The 16,866-nt window shown below is 60.8% G+C and carries 18 protein-coding genes; 10 read left to right on the forward strand and 8 right to left on the reverse strand.

Going from position 1 to position 16,866, the window contains the following annotated elements; genetic code table 11:
• The first annotated feature begins 14 nt into the window (after positions 1-14).
• The 5 genes from ACIN8IBEIGE_RS16750 (at position 15) to ACIN8IBEIGE_RS16770 (ending at position 4,155) form a co-directional block, all read left to right on the forward strand.
• The gene (locus tag ACIN8IBEIGE_RS16750; RefSeq protein ID WP_160015651.1) at positions 15-476 is read left to right on the forward strand and encodes a DUF1456 family protein; all 462 of its coding nucleotides are present in this window, start codon (positions 15-17) and stop codon (positions 474-476) included.
• 120 nt (positions 477-596) lie between these two features.
• Complete coding sequence (locus ACIN8IBEIGE_RS16755) at positions 597-1,367, forward strand: SDR family oxidoreductase (protein WP_160015652.1); 771 nt, start codon at positions 597-599, stop codon at positions 1,365-1,367.
• A 39-nt stretch (positions 1,368-1,406) separates the two neighbouring features.
• The gene (gene tsaA / locus ACIN8IBEIGE_RS16760) at positions 1,407-2,111 is read left to right on the forward strand and encodes a tRNA (N6-threonylcarbamoyladenosine(37)-N6)-methyltransferase TrmO (protein ID WP_160015653.1); all 705 of its coding nucleotides are present in this window, start codon (positions 1,407-1,409) and stop codon (positions 2,109-2,111) included.
• Positions 2,112-2,194: 83 nt separating this feature from the next.
• Positions 2,195-2,608 carry a VOC family protein gene (locus ACIN8IBEIGE_RS16765; protein ID WP_160015654.1) on the forward strand — a complete coding sequence of 138 codons (414 nt, stop codon included), beginning with the start codon at positions 2,195-2,197 and terminating at the stop codon, positions 2,606-2,608.
• A gap of 212 nt (positions 2,609-2,820) precedes the next feature.
• On the forward strand, positions 2,821-4,155 hold the full coding sequence (locus ACIN8IBEIGE_RS16770) for a GGDEF domain-containing protein (RefSeq protein ID WP_160015655.1): 1,335 nt from the start codon (positions 2,821-2,823) through the stop codon (positions 4,153-4,155).
• 48 nt (positions 4,156-4,203) lie between these two features.
• Here the strand turns inward: ACIN8IBEIGE_RS16770 and fpr are convergent, their stop codons facing one another.
• Positions 4,204-4,983, reverse strand: a complete 780-nt coding sequence (gene fpr / locus ACIN8IBEIGE_RS16775) for a ferredoxin-NADP reductase (RefSeq protein WP_160015656.1) — start codon at positions 4,981-4,983, stop codon at positions 4,204-4,206.
• Positions 4,984-5,106: 123 nt separating this feature from the next.
• On the opposite strand from fpr, the gene ACIN8IBEIGE_RS16780 reads away from it, so the two are divergent.
• Complete coding sequence (locus ACIN8IBEIGE_RS16780; protein WP_160015657.1) at positions 5,107-6,033, forward strand: LysR family transcriptional regulator; 927 nt, start codon at positions 5,107-5,109, stop codon at positions 6,031-6,033.
• Positions 6,034-6,044: 11 nt separating this feature from the next.
• Here the strand turns inward: ACIN8IBEIGE_RS16780 and ACIN8IBEIGE_RS16785 are convergent, their stop codons facing one another.
• Positions 6,045-6,416, reverse strand: coding sequence for a diacylglycerol kinase (locus tag ACIN8IBEIGE_RS16785; RefSeq protein ID WP_178124372.1), 372 nt, complete (start codon positions 6,414-6,416; stop codon positions 6,045-6,047).
• A 52-nt stretch (positions 6,417-6,468) separates the two neighbouring features.
• Complete coding sequence (gene erdR / locus ACIN8IBEIGE_RS16790; protein WP_160015658.1) at positions 6,469-7,119, reverse strand: response regulator transcription factor ErdR; 651 nt, start codon at positions 7,117-7,119, stop codon at positions 6,469-6,471.
• 198 nt (positions 7,120-7,317) lie between these two features.
• Between erdR and ACIN8IBEIGE_RS16795 the strand changes: the two genes are divergently transcribed.
• Positions 7,318-8,217 (forward strand): DMT family transporter, encoded by a 900-nt coding sequence (locus tag ACIN8IBEIGE_RS16795; RefSeq protein ID WP_160015659.1) that lies wholly within the window; start codon positions 7,318-7,320, stop codon positions 8,215-8,217.
• Positions 8,218-8,371: 154 nt separating this feature from the next.
• Here ACIN8IBEIGE_RS16795 and ACIN8IBEIGE_RS16800 read toward each other — a convergent pair whose 3' ends face one another.
• Entirely contained in the window at positions 8,372-9,082 is a 711-nt protein-coding gene (locus ACIN8IBEIGE_RS16800) for a tRNA-uridine aminocarboxypropyltransferase (protein ID WP_160015660.1), read from the reverse strand.
• A 218-nt stretch (positions 9,083-9,300) separates the two neighbouring features.
• Between ACIN8IBEIGE_RS16800 and ACIN8IBEIGE_RS16805 the strand changes: the two genes are divergently transcribed.
• Positions 9,301-9,699 carry a quorum-sensing-regulated virulence factor family protein gene (locus ACIN8IBEIGE_RS16805; RefSeq protein ID WP_160015661.1) on the forward strand — a complete coding sequence of 133 codons (399 nt, stop codon included), beginning with the start codon at positions 9,301-9,303 and terminating at the stop codon, positions 9,697-9,699.
• Positions 9,700-9,702: 3 nt separating this feature from the next.
• On the opposite strand, the gene ACIN8IBEIGE_RS16810 is transcribed toward ACIN8IBEIGE_RS16805, so the two are convergent.
• A complete protein-coding gene (locus tag ACIN8IBEIGE_RS16810) occupies positions 9,703-9,903 on the reverse strand; it encodes a hypothetical protein (protein ID WP_160015662.1) in 201 nt (66 codons plus the stop codon).
• Between the two features lie 36 nt (positions 9,904-9,939).
• Positions 9,940-12,342 carry a xylulose 5-phosphate 3-epimerase gene (locus tag ACIN8IBEIGE_RS16815; RefSeq protein ID WP_160015663.1) on the reverse strand — a complete coding sequence of 801 codons (2,403 nt, stop codon included), beginning with the start codon at positions 12,340-12,342 and terminating at the stop codon, positions 9,940-9,942.
• 129 nt (positions 12,343-12,471) lie between these two features.
• Between ACIN8IBEIGE_RS16815 and ACIN8IBEIGE_RS16820 the strand changes: the two genes are divergently transcribed.
• Both ACIN8IBEIGE_RS16820 and ACIN8IBEIGE_RS16825 read left to right on the forward strand, forming a co-directional pair.
• Entirely contained in the window at positions 12,472-13,875 is a 1,404-nt protein-coding gene (locus tag ACIN8IBEIGE_RS16820; protein WP_160015664.1) for an MBL fold metallo-hydrolase RNA specificity domain-containing protein, read from the forward strand.
• Between the two features lie 132 nt (positions 13,876-14,007).
• Positions 14,008-15,087 carry an LOG family protein gene (locus ACIN8IBEIGE_RS16825; RefSeq protein ID WP_160015665.1) on the forward strand — a complete coding sequence of 360 codons (1,080 nt, stop codon included), beginning with the start codon at positions 14,008-14,010 and terminating at the stop codon, positions 15,085-15,087.
• 199 nt (positions 15,088-15,286) lie between these two features.
• Here ACIN8IBEIGE_RS16825 and recX read toward each other — a convergent pair whose 3' ends face one another.
• Both recX and recA read right to left on the reverse strand, forming a co-directional pair.
• Positions 15,287-15,751, reverse strand: coding sequence for a recombination regulator RecX (gene recX / locus ACIN8IBEIGE_RS16830; protein WP_160015666.1), 465 nt, complete (start codon positions 15,749-15,751; stop codon positions 15,287-15,289).
• Between the two features lie 11 nt (positions 15,752-15,762).
• Entirely contained in the window at positions 15,763-16,806 is a 1,044-nt protein-coding gene (gene recA / locus ACIN8IBEIGE_RS16835; protein ID WP_160015667.1) for a recombinase RecA, read from the reverse strand.
• Positions 16,807-16,866: the final 60 nt, after the last annotated feature.

Here is a 16,866-nt window from a genome sequence, read left to right on the forward strand (position 1 = left end):
TTCAGGATCTATCAATGCTTAACAACGACGTACTGCGCAGCCTGCGCTACAGCCTCGACGTGACTGATACGCAGCTGGCCGAAATCATCCAACTCAGCGGCAAACAGGTCGCCCTCGACGACCTCGCAGCCATGCTCAAGAAGGACGACGAAGAAGGCTTCATGCCCTGTGACGATGAGCTGATGGCGCATTTTCTCGACGGCCTGGTGTACTTCAAACGCGGCAAGGACGACAGCCGCCCGGCTCAGCCGTTCGAGCTGCCGATCACCAACAACATAGTGCTGAAGAAACTGCGTGTGGCCTTCGAACTGAAGGAAGACGATATGCACGCCATCATGCAGAGCGTCGATTGCCCGGTGTCCAAACCGGAGATGAGTGCGTTGTTTCGCAAGTTCGGCCACAGCAACTACCGCACCTGCGGCGATCAATTCCTGCGTAACTTCCTCAAGGGCCTGACCCTGCGCGTACGCAGCTAACCCCCAGCGCCGCGCTGCCATGCCTGCCCGCATGGCAGCGTATTTCCACGGGCAATGATGACTGCCATGGCGCAGCCAGATGATTAGGGTAGTGGCACTCATCCGTTAAAAGGATTCGCCATGCACCCTTACTTCTCCCTGCAAGGCCGCACCGCCCTGGTTACCGGCGGCACCCGCGGTATCGGCAAGATGATCGCCAAAGCCTTTGTCGAAGCTGGCGCCACGGTCTACGTTTGCGCCCGTGATGGCGAAGCCTGCGCGCAAACTGCGGCCGAGCTGTCAGCCTTCGGCACCTGCCACGGAATTGCCGCCAACCTGGCCAGCGAAGAAGGTGTGCAAGTACTGGCCGAACAGCTGACCGGGCAGATTGTCAGCCTGGATATTCTGGTGAACAACGCCGGCACCACCTGGGGTGCACCACTGGAAAGCTACCCGGCCAAGGGCTGGGAGAAGGTCATGCAGCTCAATGTGACCTCGGTGTTCAGCTGCATCCAGCAATTGCTGCCGCTGCTGCGCAAGGCCGGCAGTGCGGCGAATCCGGCGCGGGTGATCAATATCGGCTCGGTCGCCGGCATCACCTCGCATGGTGAAGACGCCTATGCCTATGGCCCGAGTAAAGCGGCGCTGCATCAGCTGTCGCGCATGCTTGCCCGCGAACTTGTTGGCCAACATATCAACGTCAACGTGATCGCCCCAGGGCGCTTCCCGAGCAAGATGACCCAGTTTATTGCCCAGGATGAGGCAGCCATGGCCGAGGACTGCGCGCTGATCCCGATGCAGCGCTGGGGCCGCGAGGAAGAAATGGCCGCCCTGGCCATCAGTCTGGCGAGCACCGCCGGGGCCTATATGACCGGCGCGATCATCCCGATCGACGGCGGTTTTCACCTCTAGTCAGGTACTATGGCGGCGTTTTCACTCGATCATGTCGCCATGTCCTACTCGGTTTCTCCCATCGGCTTTGTCCGCTCCTGCTTCAAGGAGAAGTTCGCCATTCCCCGTCAGCCGCAACTGGCCCCAGCGGCCCGTGGCGTACTGGAGCTGGTTGCCCCGTTCGATAACGGCGATGCCGTGCAGGGGCTGGAGCAGGTCAGCCATGTCTGGCTGCTGTTTCTGTTTCACCAGGCGCTGGAAGACAAGCCGCGCCTCAAGGTGCGCCCGCCGCGCCTGGGTGGCAATCAGTCGGTCGGTGTATTCAGCACCCGCGCCACCCACCGACCCAATGGCATCGGCCAATCGGTGGTCAAGCTGGACAAGGTTGAGCCCGGCAAACTGTGGCTGTCAGGCATCGACCTACTCGACGACACCCCGGTGCTGGACATCAAGCCCTACGTACCCTATGCCGACAGCGTCGCCGGGGCCTACAACCGCATCGCCGACAGCGCGCCGGCGTTGATCGACGTCAGCTGGCAGGACAGCGCGCTGATCCAGGCAAACCAACACGGGCAACGCCTGAATGAACCGCTGGTCGAGTTGATTGAGCAATGCCTGGCCCAGGACCCGCGCCCGGCCTACCAGCAACCCAGCCCGGAGCGCCGCTATGGCGCGTGCTTCTGGGATGTCGATGTGCATTGGCACTACCCGCAGCCTGGCAGCATCTGCGTACTGGAAGTCGTGCCCGCCGGCGAACCAAGTTAGCGCCCCACATACGCACACATAGGCTGAGCAGTCATTTTGTCTTATATTTACCATGCAAATGTATACAAAATAGGATCCTCGCCATGCTCCAACGTCCCGGTCGCCTCAATGGCTTGCGCCATATCGCCCTGCTGGTCCCTGACTTAGAAGCCTGCGAACGCTTCTACGTGGATATTCTCGGCATGCAGGTGCTGCACCGCGCCAATCCAGACCTGGTCTACCTGACCTGCGGTAACGACAATCTGTCCCTGGGTCGCGCTTCTGTGCCCAGCAACGGCGAGCAGGCGGTGGATCACTACGGTTTTATCGTCGATAGCATTGACGAGCTGCACGCCTGGTACGCCTACTTCAAGGCACAAGGCGTGACCCTGCTCGACCGCCCCTTTGCCCATGGCGACGGCGCGCATAGCTTCCACTTGCTCGACCCCGCCGGTAACAAGGTGCAGCCGATCTACCATCCGGCCTTCTCCGGGCAGCGCTTCAGCCACGTGCAATAGCCTGCGGAGCGCCCGACCGACACTGGGCATCTACACTGAGCAGATGCCAGGCGCAGAGACAATCGCATCAGCACTTGGCAAAACCCGCAGGCGGCAAACAGGCGTTCACTGTTCGCCGCCTTGCGGGTATGGTGAACACAAGGGTCATACTGCCAATTGGCCAGTAACCGACCCGACAAACCGTCAATCACCTATCGACATAATGTGAGCGCATGAAAGCCAGCACCTACATGCCGACTGAAAACCTTGTCGATCTGCTGCTCGACGCCATCTGCGTGGTCGACAGACGCGGTCGCTTCGTTTTTGTCAGCGCCGCCTGCCAGCGGATTTTCGGCTACAGCGCAGACGAGATGATCGGCCAGGTGATGATCGATATGGTGCATCCCGAAGACCGCGCAAAAACCCTGCAGGCCGCCAAGGAAATAATGGCCGGCGCGCATAAACCGAACTTCGAGAACCGTTACCTGCGCAAGGATGGCAGCACCGTCTACATCCTCTGGTCTGCACGCTGGTCAGAAGACGATCAGGTACGCATCGCTGTCGCCCATGACATCACCGAACGTAAGCGCAGCGAAGCCCTGCAGACCGCGCTGTACGGCATATCCGAAGCGGCCCATTCGGCCAAGGACCTGCTCGGGCTGTTTCAGCAGGTGCACCAGATCGTTGGCGAACTGCTGCCAACCATCAGTTTTTCCGTGGCGCTGTACGATGAACAGAACGACGAGCTGAGCTTCCCCTACCCTGCCGAACAACCGCCAGCAACGGCCGCCGATACGCCGCTGAATGCTGCCACGCTGAGCGCCCAGGTAATTCGCAGCGGCAACACCCTGCTGCTGCCCAACGCCTGTCAGACACTGACCGATGTTTCACACAGCTGGCTCGGCGTTCCGCTGCGCTCACACCGTGGAATTATCGGCGCACTGCTGGTGCAGAGCAGTGCTTCTACGCGCTACAGCGAACGTGATCAGGAACTGCTGCAATTTGTCTCGACCCAGGTGGCCACAGCCATCGAGCGCCAGCAGATGCTCAGCCATCTGCAGTTTATGGCGCAGTACGACCAGCTCACCCAACTGCCCAACCGCGCACTGCTGCGCGACCGTTTGCATACGGCCCTGGCCCGCGCGCGCCGCGAGCAGTCGCAAGTAGCGCTGCTGTTTCTCGATCTGGACAAGTTCAAGCAGGTCAACGACAGCCTCGGCCATGCTGCTGGCGATCAGTTGCTGCAAGGCGTCGCACAGCGTATCCAGCTGTGTCTACGTGAGGTCGATACCGTGGCGCGCTTTGCCGGAGATGAATTCGTCGTACTGCTGGAAGACTTCCACTCAGCCGATCACGCCAACGTGGTGGCGGAGAAAATACGTCAGAGCCTTAATCAACCCTTTGAGCTGTGCGGACGCAGCCAGACCATTCTGCCGAGCATTGGCATCGCCCTGTATCCGCAACACGCCCAGGATGAACAGCAACTGCTGCAACACGCTGACAACGCCATGTATCGGGCCAAGCAGAAAGGCGGTAACCGTGCGCACAGCGCCCTTGAGCTGAAATAGGCGCGCAAAAAAAGCCCGCCAATTGGCGGGCTTTTAATGACGGCAGGCTTACTTCTCGACGAAGGCGCGCTCGATCAGGTAATCACCCGGCTCGCGCATGCGCGGCGAGACCTGCAGGCCGAACTCGTTGAGCACCTCGCTGGTTTCATCAAGCATGCTCGGGCTACCGCAGATCATTGCACGGTCGTCCTGCGGATTGATCGGCGGCAGGCCGATGTCCTGGAACAACTTGCCGCTGCGCATCAGGTCAGTCAGGCGCCCCTGATTCTCGAACGGCTCGCGGGTCACTGTCGGGTAGTAGATCAGTTTGTCCTTCAGCGCATCGCCAAAGAACTCGTTCTGCGGCAGGTGCTCGGTGATGAATTCGCGGTAGGCCACTTCGTTCACATAACGCACGCCGTGAACCAGAATCACCTTCTCAAAGCGCTCGTAGGTTTCCGGGTCCTGAATCACGCTCATAAACGGCGCCAGGCCAGTGCCGGTGCTGAGCAGGTACAGATGCTTGCCGGGTTTGAGGTCATCGAGCACCAGGGTGCCGGTGGGCTTCTTGCTGATGATCACCTCGTCGCCTTCCTTGAGGTGCTGCAGCTGCGAGGTCAGCGGACCATCCGGCACCTTGATGCTGAAGAACTCCAGATGCTCTTCCCAGTTCGGGCTGGCGATTGAGTAGGCACGCATCAGTGGGCGGCCGTTATCCTGCTGCAAGCCGATCATCACAAACTGGCCATTCTCGAAGCGCAAACCTGGATCACGGGTGCACTTGAAGCTGAACAGCGTGTCGTTCCAGTGATGAACGCTGAGAATGCGCTCGGAGTTAAGGTTGCTCATGTGCCGGGGGCTCCGAAGAATAGATGATGCCTGCGCGCCTGTGCGCAATTGCACGGCATTGTAATGAGCGGCAGAATATCTGTTAACTTGATTATCAAGATATAGGTTATCGGTTATATAGATATGCGATTTACTCTCAGACAGCTGCAAGTCTTCGTCGCCGTGGCCCAGCATGAAAGCGTGTCGCGCGCGGCCGATTCCCTGGCCCTGTCGCAATCGGCCACCAGTACTTCGCTCAGCGAACTGGAGCGGCAGTCCGACTGCCAGCTGTTCGACCGCGCCGGTAAACGCCTGTGCCTTAACGCTCTCGGCCTGCAGCTGTTGCCGCAAGCGGTGGCGCTGCTCGACCAGGCGAAGGAAATCGAGCGCCTACTGGGCGGCAAGAGTGGCTATGGCTCGCTGAATGTCGGCGCCACCCTGACAGTCGGCAACTACCTGGCGACCCTGCTGATCGGCAGTTTTATGCAGCGCCACCCGGAATGCCGGGTCAAGCTGCAGGTACACAACACCGCCTACGTGGTACAGCAGATCGCCCATTACGAGCTGGATATGGGCATGATCGAAGGTGACTGCCAGCACCCGGATATCGAGGTGCAGCCGTGGGTTGAAGATGAGCTGGTGGTGTTCTGCGCGCCGCAGCATGCCCTGGCGCAGCGTGGTGAGGCGGGCTTGGAAGAGCTTACCCGCGAGGCCTGGATTCTGCGTGAACAAGGCTCCGGCACGCGTTTGACCTTCGACCAGGCCATGCGCCATCACCCCAGCAGCCTGAATATCCGCCTGGAGCTGGAACACACCGAGGCGATCAAACGTGCCGTGGAATCAGGCCTGGGGATTGGCTGTATTTCCCGCCTGGCATTGCGCGATGCGTTTCGCCGCGGCAGCCTGGTGGCGGTGGAAACTCCCGAGCTGGATCTACGCCGGCAGTTCTACTTTATCTGGCACAAACAGAAGTACCAGACCGCCGCCATGCGTGAATTTATCGAACTGTGCCGCGCACTGACCGCCGGCGTGACGCGCAGCGATCAGATTGTGCTGCCTACTATCGCCTGAGGACGGCGGAGTTAGCCAAGCAGGATAATCGCCCACACCAGGGCAATCAGGCTGAGAGCGGTGAACTGGGCGGCGCTGCCCATGTCCTTGGCATTCTTTGACAGCGGGTGCAGCTCCAGCGAGATGCGGTCAATGGCCGCCTCCACCGCCGAGTTGAGCAGTTCGACGATCAGCGCCAGCAGACACACCGCAACCATCAAGGCGCGCTCGACGCGGCTGACATCCAGATAGAACGCCAAAGGCACCAGAATCAGGTTGATCAGCAGCAGCTGTCGAAAGGCGGCTTCACCGGTAAAGGCGGCGCGCAGGCCGGCCAGGGAATAACCGGTGGCATTGAGAACACGTTTAAGGCCGGTCTGGCCTTTGAATGGCGACATCATCACAACCATCTCGAGAAAGCCCGGCAGGCTACGCCAAGCCCGGGAGAAAAGCACTTCAGTCAGATGGAATCGATTCCAGCTGCTGCAACAGCAACGCCGCCTGTGTGCGAGTACGAACCCCGAGCTTGCGGAAAATCGCCGTGACATGGGCCTTTACCGTGGCCTCGGAGACGCTCAGCTCATAGGCAATCTGCTTGTTCAGCAAGCCGTCACAGACCATGGTCAGCACACGGAATTGCTGCGGCGTCAGGCTGGCCAGGCCGGCACTGGCGGCCTTGGCCTCAGCCGACAGGGCAATCGCCTCCTGAGTCTGCTGCGGCCACCAGACTTCGCCATCAAGCACCAGACGCACGGCCTGCTGAATGGTTTCCAATGGGCTGGATTTGGGGATAAAGCCGCTGGCACCGAACTCCCGCGAGCGCGCGATGATGGACGGCTCTTCCTGAGCGGAGATCATCACCACCGGAATATGCGGGTATTGCCCGCGCAGCAGCACCAGGCCAGAGAAGCCATAGGCACCGGGCATATTGAGGTCAAGCAGCACCAGATCCCAATCGGTCTTCTGCGCCAGGCAGGCTTCCAGCTCAGCAATACTGGCCGCTTCAACCAGCCGTACATCCGGCCCTAGCCCCAGTGTCAGCGCCTGTTGCAAGGCACTGCGAAACAAGGGGTGATCATCAGCAATAAGGATTTCAAAAGCGGCCATGGTGAATCCTGTTTTTGTTATGTGGATACCCGCCAGGGGTACTGTCCAGGGCACGGTGAACAGTGCGCACAGGTCGCAGGGTTGCAGGCAACCAGACCTGAAAACGCAGAAAAGCGACCAAGCATGCCCAGCACTGACGGGGTGGTCAAGCACGACGCTTTGCGGCACAGTTCGCAACTTTGCCGACGAGAGCCTGAAATGCGAAGCCACGCCCTGCGCGCCGACCTGTTAATGCTGCTGACCGCGATGATCTGGGGCTCCTCGTTTGTCGCCCAGCGCCTGGGCATGGATTCCATCGGCCCATTCCTCTACAGCGGCCTGCGCTTTGCCTTGGCGGCGCTGATTCTGCTACCCGTGCTGCGTCTACTGGAAGGTCGCAGCAGCAGCGCCGCGGTCGCGCCACTGAACAGCCAACTGCTGCGTGGCGGTGTGCTGATGGGCCTGGCGCTGGCCCTGGGGATCAACCTGCAGCAAGTTGGCCTGCTGTTTACCAGCGTCACCAACTCCGGCTTTATCACCGGGCTGTACGTGATCATCGTGCCGCTGCTGGGGCTGTTTATCGGCCATAAGACCGGCCTGGGCATCTGGTTGGGGGCCTGCCTGGCGGTGGTCGGCATGTTCCTGCTCAGCGTTGGCGAGGGCTTTACCGTGGCCTCTGGTGACTGGCTGCAACTGGCCGGGGCCTTCGTCTGGGGTGTGCATGTGCTGCTGGTAGGTTTCTTTGCCGGCCGCCATGACCCGCTGCGCCTGGCCCTGGTGCAGTTCATCACCTGCGCGATGATCAGCCTGGTGCTGGCGGTGATCTTCGAGGAAATCCAGCTGCAATCGATCATCGCCGCCGGCCCGGCGATTCTCTTTGGCGGCATCTTCGGTGTGGCCGTCGGTTTTACCCTGCAGGTGGTGGCGCAGAAAGACGCCATCGCTTCCCACGCTGCGATCATCCTCTCGCTGGAAGCGGTTTTCGCCGCCATCGCCGGGGCCTGGCTACTGGGTGAATCGCTGGAACTGCGCGGCTACTTCGGCTGCGCACTGATGTTTGCCGGCATGCTGCTGGCGCAGTTGTGGCCAAAGAAATTGGCCCCAAACCAGGTCGTTTAAAAACGTAGGCGAGGCAGCCGAGACAAGGCGCTACGAAGTAACAGCCGATGGCTGGTCAAACAGGCGAGGAAGCGGAGTTTGCGAGCTGTAAATGAGCATTCCGAGCCTGCTTTCAACGCCGTATCGGCAACGCAGGTAGTTTTTCAACGACCTGCTAAAGAAACTCGCGCAGACGATCATGCATTGGATCATCCAACGGCACCGCACGCGGCGCCTTGGCGGCCAGGTAGTGCTGACTGAAGACATCCAGATAGGCATTCAAACCGTCTGCAGCACGCTGGTCGCCGGCCAGTTCCAGGCACAGGGCGGCGACTTCAGCGGTGCAGAAATGATCGTCGCGCTTGGAGCGGCGCAGTTTGTAGCGTGACAGCTGCTCGGCCTGCAGGCTGAGCACCGGCAGGCTGTCGAGGTAGGGGCTTTTGCGAAACATCTTGCGCGCCTCGCTCCAGGTAGCATCCAGCAGCACGAACAACGGCCGCTTGCCAGGCGCTGGCTGCACTTCGCTGACCACCCGCTCCGCGGCGACATATTCGCCCGGAAACACCAGATAAGGTTGCCACTGCGGATCGCGCAGTAACGCCGGCAACTCGGCATCCACGGCAACCCGTGACCAGCCAAACGCCGAGGTATCGGCCAGCACATCGGCAATCAGCCAGCCGGTATTGCTCGGCTTGAGCGCCTCGACATCGTGCATCAGCAGACACACCGCAGACGTTGCGGCAATACGCGGGCGCCAGGCACACAAGCAGTGAGTCATCGCCAGACGGCAAGCATCACAACGCACCGAGCGACTGCCACGGGCAAGAAATGGTTTGGCACTGCGGGCAATCCGCGCAGCCCGCAAACGAGCGACGGCGTGGCTCATCAGGCGAGTACCTGACAGAAGAGAAGAAACGGCATGAGTCATCCAGGGGTCAGCAAGCGCGGCAGTCTAGCAAAGCCCGCTACAGCTTATTCGACCGTGCGTCTTGCTCCACCTGCCGTGGCAACTGCGCAAGTGTCGGCAGGCGAGTAAGATAACCGGCACTGAACCTCTACCCGGCACTGCCGGTCAGAAGGTGCGACTCGACTTTGGAGAACCCCATGCTGCGTTTGACCAGCCTGACCCTGGCCTTGAGCCTGCCCCTGCTTGCCCATGCCGCCACCCTGAAAGACTTTGAACTGAGCAAGACCCTGGAAAAAGTCGCGCGCGAAAGCAGCGTGGGCACGCCACGGGCGATCAATGAAGACATTCTCGATCAGGGCTACACCGTTGACGGCAGCGAGCTGGTCAACCACCTCAGCGTACGCAGCGAGCATGCAGCGCAGATGCGCGGCAACCCGGACGTGGTCCGCGCACAACTGGCCAACAGCGTGTGCCGCAATGCCGGTTATCGTCAGTTGCTGGCACGCGGCGCGGCGCTGCGTTATGAATTCAGCGAATACAAGAGCAACCGCCCGGTGACCACCGAGCGTTTCAGCAAAGCCGATTGCGGCCTGTAAGGCTCAACCACCACCCTGTTGCGCACGCCGTTGCTCATCATCGGCGCGCAGATCTGCGAGCAACGCGTGCATGTAACGCGAACGCCTCGCCGCACCTTCAAGCCGCTGCAAACACTCTTCTTCCAGGCTTATCTGGTTATTGCGCGCGGCCTGCTGCAACAGGCGGTACAAATCCACATCAAGGTCCAAGGTCAACTTAGGCATACCTGCCCCTCCTTTTCCCGCACCCACTGGCCTGCGCTAACGCAGACAGCGTGGTTCTCCCCGCCCTTGCACGGCAGCCTGCTCCTCGGCACTGAGCAAATCGCCAAGCGGTTTTTCCAGCAATTCGGCAGCGGCCTCCAGTACATGCGCCCAGCTCGCCTGATTGGCGAACAGCATGCCGGCTTCATCCAGGGTGCCACCTCGATTACGGTAGCCCAGCACCCGACTGTGTCGAGCATCACCGAGCAGCGGCCACAGATGCCCACGGGCGACTTCCGGACGCATATGGGTCAGCAGCACACGCTTTATGCTGGCAGCCGGGAATAACCGTTCAACCCGCTCGGCATCGACAATCACCGCCTGTTCCCAGATATCGCGGGCCGCACGAAAACGCCCCGGCTCTTGCAAGTAAACCAGACGCCAGGCACATCCGGCCGCGCTCAGACGAACGGCCACGCGCTGCATTTCTGCCAACTGATAACTGCCGGTGGCGATCAGCAGCAAGGGCTGCTCGCCTTGCTGCTCAGCCACCACAACGGCGCCATCCTGCGCCAGTTGCTCGGCCTGTTCGCGGGTGAATACACAAGGCCGCTCGCGTTTGGCAATCACCATGCAAGCGATCTGGCCGCGCGCCTGGTAGATACCTGGCAACAACGCCAATACCGAATTGTGATCGACTGGAAACACCACCCGCACCATGTCGCTCATCTCACCGAGCAAAGCCTCACAGAAGGTGGTGTCCTGGTGCGATTGCTGATTCTTGCCGTTTTCCCAGGTGTGCGATGTAGCCACCAGCGGCCAGCCAAGCCAGCCTGCCGGTCGCCCGGACTCTTTCTGCTGGCGGGCAAAGATGATCCGTTGGCGCACCGCGCCGAGCATCTTCACGCAGAAGGCCTCGTAGCTCGCCACCAGATTCAGGCCACCCTGGTTGGCCAGGCAGGCTGACACCACGGCCTCCTCATTGAGCGCAGTGATAATGGCGCCATCCAGCGCTTCCAGCTCGCTCTCCGGCGCGGTCACCCGATGCTTGAGCGCCTTGAGCACGCCGCCCAGACGATTGCTGGCCAGCTCATCGGGGTTACCGACACGCGGACGCAACTGCGGATTAGCCTGCACCAGATCAACAAAGAACCGGTCCAGAGCCAGCATCGGCGAGCACGCGCCGTCCTGGTACTGCAACGCGGGCAATTGCGGCAGCGCTGGGTGACGCAGCGCTAACGGGTTATCGCGCTCCAGCGCACGGGAACCTCTAGCCGCAAACAGCGTGCAGGCTGCGCGCAGCTCATCCGGTGCAACCCAGAGCTGCGCCGCATGCTGATTGAACAGTTCACGGGCGCCGCTATCGGTATGCGGATTGGCCGGTAATGGCAGGTTGTGCGCCGCATTGCTGCCAGCGCCATAGAAGCCGAAGCCCTTGAGCGTTTCAGCAATGCCATAGGGCATCGGCAGCGGATAGTTCAACACGCCACCGTGCAACTCCTGCACGCGCCGACCCAGGCGCTGCTCCATGTCCCACAGCGCGCAGACAAAAGCAGCCGGGTCGCGGCCATCGAAACTCACCGGATCAAAGCCACAATGGCGTAGGTGCTCGCGGAAGTTGTCCAGTCCGGCGGGCGTCGCCAGTTCGGTACGCTGCTCGATGCGCCGACCGTTGGCGATCATCAGCGGCAACGCCACGCCGCAGTCCTCGGCGCGCCACCAACGCGGCATCCAGTCACTGCCGCGCTGCTCTTCGGCCGCGCCATCGGAGAGAAACGCCACCAGCTTCTCGCCAGGTAACGGCAGATGGGCGTACTGCAGCTCGGCAAAGCCTAGGTATCCGCCCTCGGCAATCCCGCCAGCCGTGTGCGGATTAACATGGCTGCCCAGCGGCGCGCTGACCTGGCCGGCCGCGTTCTGCACATAGCTGTAGAAGTCCGCCACCAGCTGGCTCATCCCCGCCTCGTCACAGGGGTAACGCTCGGCCTGCTCCGGATGCTGATTGGCTGTCAGCAGGTTGAGCGCCTCGATGGCCGCCACGCAGTGGCCCTGGCCCATCAACCAACCGCGGGTTTCTCTGCTCAGGTTATTCAGCGCCAGGTAGCCGGCATAGGCCGGCACCATATTCAGGGCGCCGCCGGTGTGCCCTTCGGGCGAGACCTTGAAGTCCTCTGCGACCAACGCCACGCCATCGAGGCGCACGCGCTGGGCATAGGTCATATGCACCACCAGCCACATCCCGGCAGCTGTCAGCCGATCCAGCGCGTGGAAGTGGCGGTAGACACTCGGCAGATCCGTCTGCACTCCCGCCTGCACCAGCTGGTGGGCCATACGGTAGACCGCAGCGCAGGTCTGCGGACTATGCTGCAAAGGGCCATAACCACGCTGCCAGGCGGCAAAGGCAGGCTCAAGGCGGGCATGCTCGGCCAACTCGCTGGCGCTGGGAAATAGCTGGGTCATACGCGGCTCCGATAGTTTTAGTCAGCTTAGAACGCGAGATACAGGCAGATGCTGACCTGTATCAAAACCCCCGGTTACCTGATGGGACAGCCTTAAACGCCACCCACTCAACGAGTTCAAGGATTAGCCATGGCCCTGCTCAACTTCCTCGGCGCAATTCAACAAGTCACCGGCTCCTGTTACTTGATCGAAAGCCGTGACGGCGCACGGGTGCTGCTCGACTGCGGTATGCGCCAGGGCCGCCGCGAAGAGGAAGACGGCAACCGCGCACCGTTTGCCTTTGACCCGCAAAGTCTGGATGCCGTGGTGATTTCCCACGCGCACATCGACCACACAGGCCTGCTACCGAAACTCACAGCTGCCGGCTATCGCGGACCAATATTTGCCACCGATGCGACCTGTGAACTGATGGAATTGATGCTGCTCGACGCCGCGTTTATTCAGGAGAAAGACGCCGAGTGGGAAAACAAATGGCGTGCACGGATAGGCAAAGCGCCAATCAGCCCGCTGTACACCACCGCCGATGCCGAGCAGGCGCTGAGCCAACGCCGGCCGCTGCTGTATGGCGAAAGCCGCGAAGTGGCCAAGGGCGTGCAAGTCACCTTTCACGACGCCGGGCATATCCTCGGCTCGGCGATTGTAGAACTCGAAGTGCAAGACCATCACCTGACCCGCCGCCTGGTGTTCTCCGGCGACCTGGGCAATACCTGTTCACCCTTGATGCAAGACCCCAGCACGCTAAGCAAAGCCGATGTGGTGTTGCTGGAGTCGACCTACGGCGACCGCGACCACCGCTGCAGTGAGGACACCCTGGAGGAACTGGTGGAGATTCTGCAGCAGGCTCATCACGACGGCGGCAACGTGCTGATCCCTGCCTTCGCCGTAGGCCGCACCCAGGACCTGATCTACTACCTCGGGCGCTTCTATCAGCAAGGCCGCTTGCCGCAACAGGCGGTGTTTCTCGACAGTCCGATGGCCATAAGGGCCAACGCCATCTACTCACGCTTTCAGGACCAGTTCGCCGCCGAGGATCGCGCGGCGTTGGCGGCCAAAAAGGTCAAGCGCATCGAAGACTGGCTACCCATCCTGCGCTGCACACCCAGCGTGGAAGAGTCGATGGCCATCAACCGGATCAAGAGCGGTGCAATCATCATCGCCGGCAGCGGTATGTGTACCGGCGGACGTATCGTCCATCACTTCAAGCACAACCTCTGGCGCGACGACTGCCATCTGATCTTCCCCGGCTTTCAGGCCAAGGGTACCCTCGGCCGCGCGCTGGTGGATGGTGCGGAAAACGTAAAAATCCTCCACCAGCGCATCGCGGTTAAAGCCAAGGTACATACCCTCGGCGGCTTCTCCGCGCATGCCGGGCAATCACAGCTGCTCGACTGGGTCAGCCACTTCGAGCACCAGCCCGAGCTGTACCTGGTACATGGTGAGCTGGAGAAGATGCAGGCCCTGCAACTGGCTTTGCGCGAACGCCTGAACTGGATCGCCAACATCCCTGAACCCGGCGAGCAAATCGCCCTCTGATGCAGTCCTGGCATGGGCTGCCGGTTGTCACGCATAGGCATGCGCCGCACAATCCATCAGCCAGCAGCCATACTCAGGACAAGGCCGGCGCGGCAATAGCCTGCTCGGCCAGTCAGCAGAAGGAGAAGTTGTATGCCCGATGAATCGGACGATTTTCTGTCTCGGCATTTTCAAACCAGCGGCGTCGACCTGACCACCAGGGTGGAAGAATTGGGCATCCTTGCCGCGCCACCCGATAGTCCCAATACCAAGCTCTACCAGGCCATGCTCGGCACAGTTGTGCGCATGGCACAGGCCGACCGCAACCGCTGGGACGCGAAGATCATGCTGCAGACCCTGCGCGAAATGGAGCATGCCTTCAGTGCGCTGGAACAGTTCAAACGGCGGCGCAAGGTCACCGTCTTCGGCTCGGCACGCACCCCGCCCGACCATCCGGTTTACCACCTGGCTCGCGACCTCGGCGCGACCCTGGCCAAACATAACCTGATGGTCATTACCGGCGCCGGTGGCGGCATCATGGCGGCTGCTCACGAAGGAGCCGGCCTGGAAAACAGCCTGGGGTTCAATATCACCCTGCCCTTCGAGCAGGGTGCCAATGCCACCGTACAAGGCAGCAACAACCTGCTGTCATTTCACTTCTTCTTTCTGCGCAAGCTGTTCTTCGTCAAGGAAGCCGACGGCCTGGTGCTCTGCCCAGGTGGTTTTGGCACCCTGGACGAAGCGCTGGAAGTACTGACCCTGATCCAGACCGGCAAAAGCCCACTGGTACCCGTAGTGCTGCTCGACCAGCCTGGTGGCACCTTCTGGACCAGCGCCCTGAGCTTTCTGCAGGAACAACTGCAAGACAACGGCTATATCCTGCCCAGCGATATGCGCCTGATGCGCCTGGTGCACAGCGCTGAAGAAGCAGCCGAGGAAATCGCTCAGTTCTACCGCAACTACCACTCAAGTCGCTGGCTCAAGGAACACTACGTGATCCGCCTCAACCATGCGCTGAACGAGGCAGCCATGCAGCAGCTGAACAATGAGTTCCGCGACCTGTGCACGCACAGCGACTTCCAGCAACAAGCTCACTGCGACTCCGAGCAGGATGAACCGGAGCTGTGCCATATGACGCGCTTGGCTTTCGCCTTTAACGGCCGCAACCACGGCCGCTTGCGCGAACTACTCGACTTGGTCAATCAGCCGCACAACTGGGCAGAAAACGCCTGACCTGCCGCCCAGCCGATAGCCTGCCTGCGGGCTATCGGCAATCGCACTTCAGCTAGCTAAGCAAGACAAGAAAAACCACACGCATTTCAGTCCAGAAAGCATTTGCCTCCAGTACTGCGACATCATCAGCGTGTAGGAGTAGGTAAGAGGGAAACAGAGAGCGTTGATGCAAGCTGGTCGGCGAACAGCGGGCTTCGGCTTAATCGTCCAACGCGCCGCGTAGCAAGCGCCCGATTAGCTCAGGCGGATAACCCCGATAACTGAGAAAACGCGCCTGCTGGGCACGCTCGCGCGCATCACGGGGCAGCTCACCGGCAAACTTGCGTTGCCAGGTTTCCTGCAGATGCTCACGCCAGTCAATACCACTGTCGCGCAGGGCCTGCTCGACATCGCTGCGGGCCAGGCCGCGCTGGGTCAGCTCTTCACGAATGCGCAACGGACCATAGCCGGCACGCGCGCGGTAGCTGACAAAGGCCTCCAGATAACGCGTTTCAGACAGCAAACCTTCTTCAGCCAAGCGATCGAGAGCGGCTTCGATTAACTCATCAGCCGCCCCGCGACTGCGTAGCTTGCGGGTCAACTCGACGCGGCCATGCTCACGCCGTGCCAGCAAATCCATGGCCGCCCGCCGCACAGCGACGGGGTTATCCAGAGCAATGTACATAGGCAGGCAGATCAGGCGTCGGCGTCAGCCAGGTCATCGGCCGTGGAGTTGGCCTTGACCGTCGGGCTTACTACCAGCAGTTTTTCGCGAATCAGCCCTTCGACGGTGCGTGCCACTTCCGGGTTGTCTTCCAGGTACTTGGCCGAGTTGGCCTTACCCTGACCGATCTTGTTGCCCTGGTAGCTGTACCAGGCGCCGGACTTCTCCAGCAGACCGAGCTGCACACCGAGGTCGATGATCTCACCGTTGCGGTAGATGCCTTTACCGTAAAGAATCTGGAATTCAGCCTGACGGAACGGCGGCGCTACCTTGTTCTTCACTACCTTGACGCGGGTTTCGCTACCCACCACTTCGTCGCCTTCCTTCACTGCGCCGGTGCGGCGGATATCCAGACGTACCGAGGCGTAGAACTTCAGCGCGTTACCACCGGTGGTGGTTTCCGGACTGCCGAACATCACGCCGATCTTCATGCGGATCTGGTTGATAAAGATCACAAGACAGTTGGCGTTCTTGATATTGCCGGTAATCTTGCGCAGCGCCTGGCTCATCAGGCGGGCCTGCAGGCCGACGTGCATATCGCCCATCTCGCCTTCAATTTCCGCTTTCGGCACCAGGGCAGCAACCGAGTCGACAATGATCACGTCGATGGCATTGGAGCGCACCAGCATGTCGGTAATTTCCAGGGCCTGCTCGCCGGTATCCGGCTGCGACACCAGCAGGTCATCGACGTTGACACCAAGCTTGCCGGCGTAATCCGGGTCGAGAGCGTGTTCGGCATCGACGAAGGCACAGGTGGCACCGAGCTTCTGCGCTTCGGCAATTACCGACAGGGTCAGGGTGGTTTTACCGGAGGACTCAGGGCCGTAGATTTCAACGATACGGCCTTTCGGCAGACCGCCAATGCCCAGGGCGATGTCCAGCCCCAGCGAGCCGGTGGAGATGGCTGGGATCGCCTGACGATCATGATCGCCCATGCGCATCACCGCGCCCTTGCCGAATTGCTTTTCAATCTGGCCTAGGGCTGCCGCCAAGGCGCGCTTCTTATTCTCGTCCATTTAAGTCCTCACGTAATCAAGAAGGGCCAGCTAGCGGCCACCAACAACTGTATAAGTAGA

The organism is Pseudomonas sp. 8BK (assembly GCF_902506475.1).
GTDB classification, from domain to species: domain Bacteria; phylum Pseudomonadota; class Gammaproteobacteria; order Pseudomonadales; family Pseudomonadaceae; genus Aquipseudomonas; species Aquipseudomonas anguilliseptica.

Bases quoted from the DNA above. Each gene is read 5' to 3' on its own strand.
- ACIN8IBEIGE_RS16750 (WP_160015651.1), top strand. From the start codon at position 15: ATGCTTAACAACGACGTACTGCGCAGCCTGCGCTACAGCCTCGACGTG.
- ACIN8IBEIGE_RS16755 (WP_160015652.1), top strand. From the start codon at position 597: ATGCACCCTTACTTCTCCCTGCAAGGCCGCACCGCCCTGGTTACCGGC.
- tsaA (WP_160015653.1), top strand. From the start codon at position 1,407: ATGTCCTACTCGGTTTCTCCCATCGGCTTTGTCCGCTCCTGCTTCAAG.
- ACIN8IBEIGE_RS16765 (WP_160015654.1), top strand. From the start codon at position 2,195: ATGCTCCAACGTCCCGGTCGCCTCAATGGCTTGCGCCATATCGCCCTG.
- ACIN8IBEIGE_RS16770 (WP_160015655.1), top strand. From the start codon at position 2,821: ATGAAAGCCAGCACCTACATGCCGACTGAAAACCTTGTCGATCTGCTG.
- fpr (WP_160015656.1), bottom strand. From the start codon at position 4,983: ATGAGCAACCTTAACTCCGAGCGCATTCTCAGCGTTCATCACTGGAAC.
- ACIN8IBEIGE_RS16780 (WP_160015657.1), top strand. From the start codon at position 5,107: ATGCGATTTACTCTCAGACAGCTGCAAGTCTTCGTCGCCGTGGCCCAG.
- erdR (WP_160015658.1), bottom strand. From the start codon at position 7,119: ATGGCCGCTTTTGAAATCCTTATTGCTGATGATCACCCCTTGTTTCGC.
- ACIN8IBEIGE_RS16795 (WP_160015659.1), top strand. From the start codon at position 7,318: ATGCGAAGCCACGCCCTGCGCGCCGACCTGTTAATGCTGCTGACCGCG.
- ACIN8IBEIGE_RS16800 (WP_160015660.1), bottom strand. From the start codon at position 9,082: ATGAGCCACGCCGTCGCTCGTTTGCGGGCTGCGCGGATTGCCCGCAGT.
- ACIN8IBEIGE_RS16805 (WP_160015661.1), top strand. From the start codon at position 9,301: ATGCTGCGTTTGACCAGCCTGACCCTGGCCTTGAGCCTGCCCCTGCTT.
- ACIN8IBEIGE_RS16810 (WP_160015662.1), bottom strand. From the start codon at position 9,903: ATGCCTAAGTTGACCTTGGACCTTGATGTGGATTTGTACCGCCTGTTG.
- ACIN8IBEIGE_RS16815 (WP_160015663.1), bottom strand. From the start codon at position 12,342: ATGACCCAGCTATTTCCCAGCGCCAGCGAGTTGGCCGAGCATGCCCGC.
- ACIN8IBEIGE_RS16820 (WP_160015664.1), top strand. From the start codon at position 12,472: ATGGCCCTGCTCAACTTCCTCGGCGCAATTCAACAAGTCACCGGCTCC.
- ACIN8IBEIGE_RS16825 (WP_160015665.1), top strand. From the start codon at position 14,008: ATGCCCGATGAATCGGACGATTTTCTGTCTCGGCATTTTCAAACCAGC.
- recX (WP_160015666.1), bottom strand. From the start codon at position 15,751: ATGTACATTGCTCTGGATAACCCCGTCGCTGTGCGGCGGGCGGCCATG.
- recA (WP_160015667.1), bottom strand. From the start codon at position 16,806: ATGGACGAGAATAAGAAGCGCGCCTTGGCGGCAGCCCTAGGCCAGATT.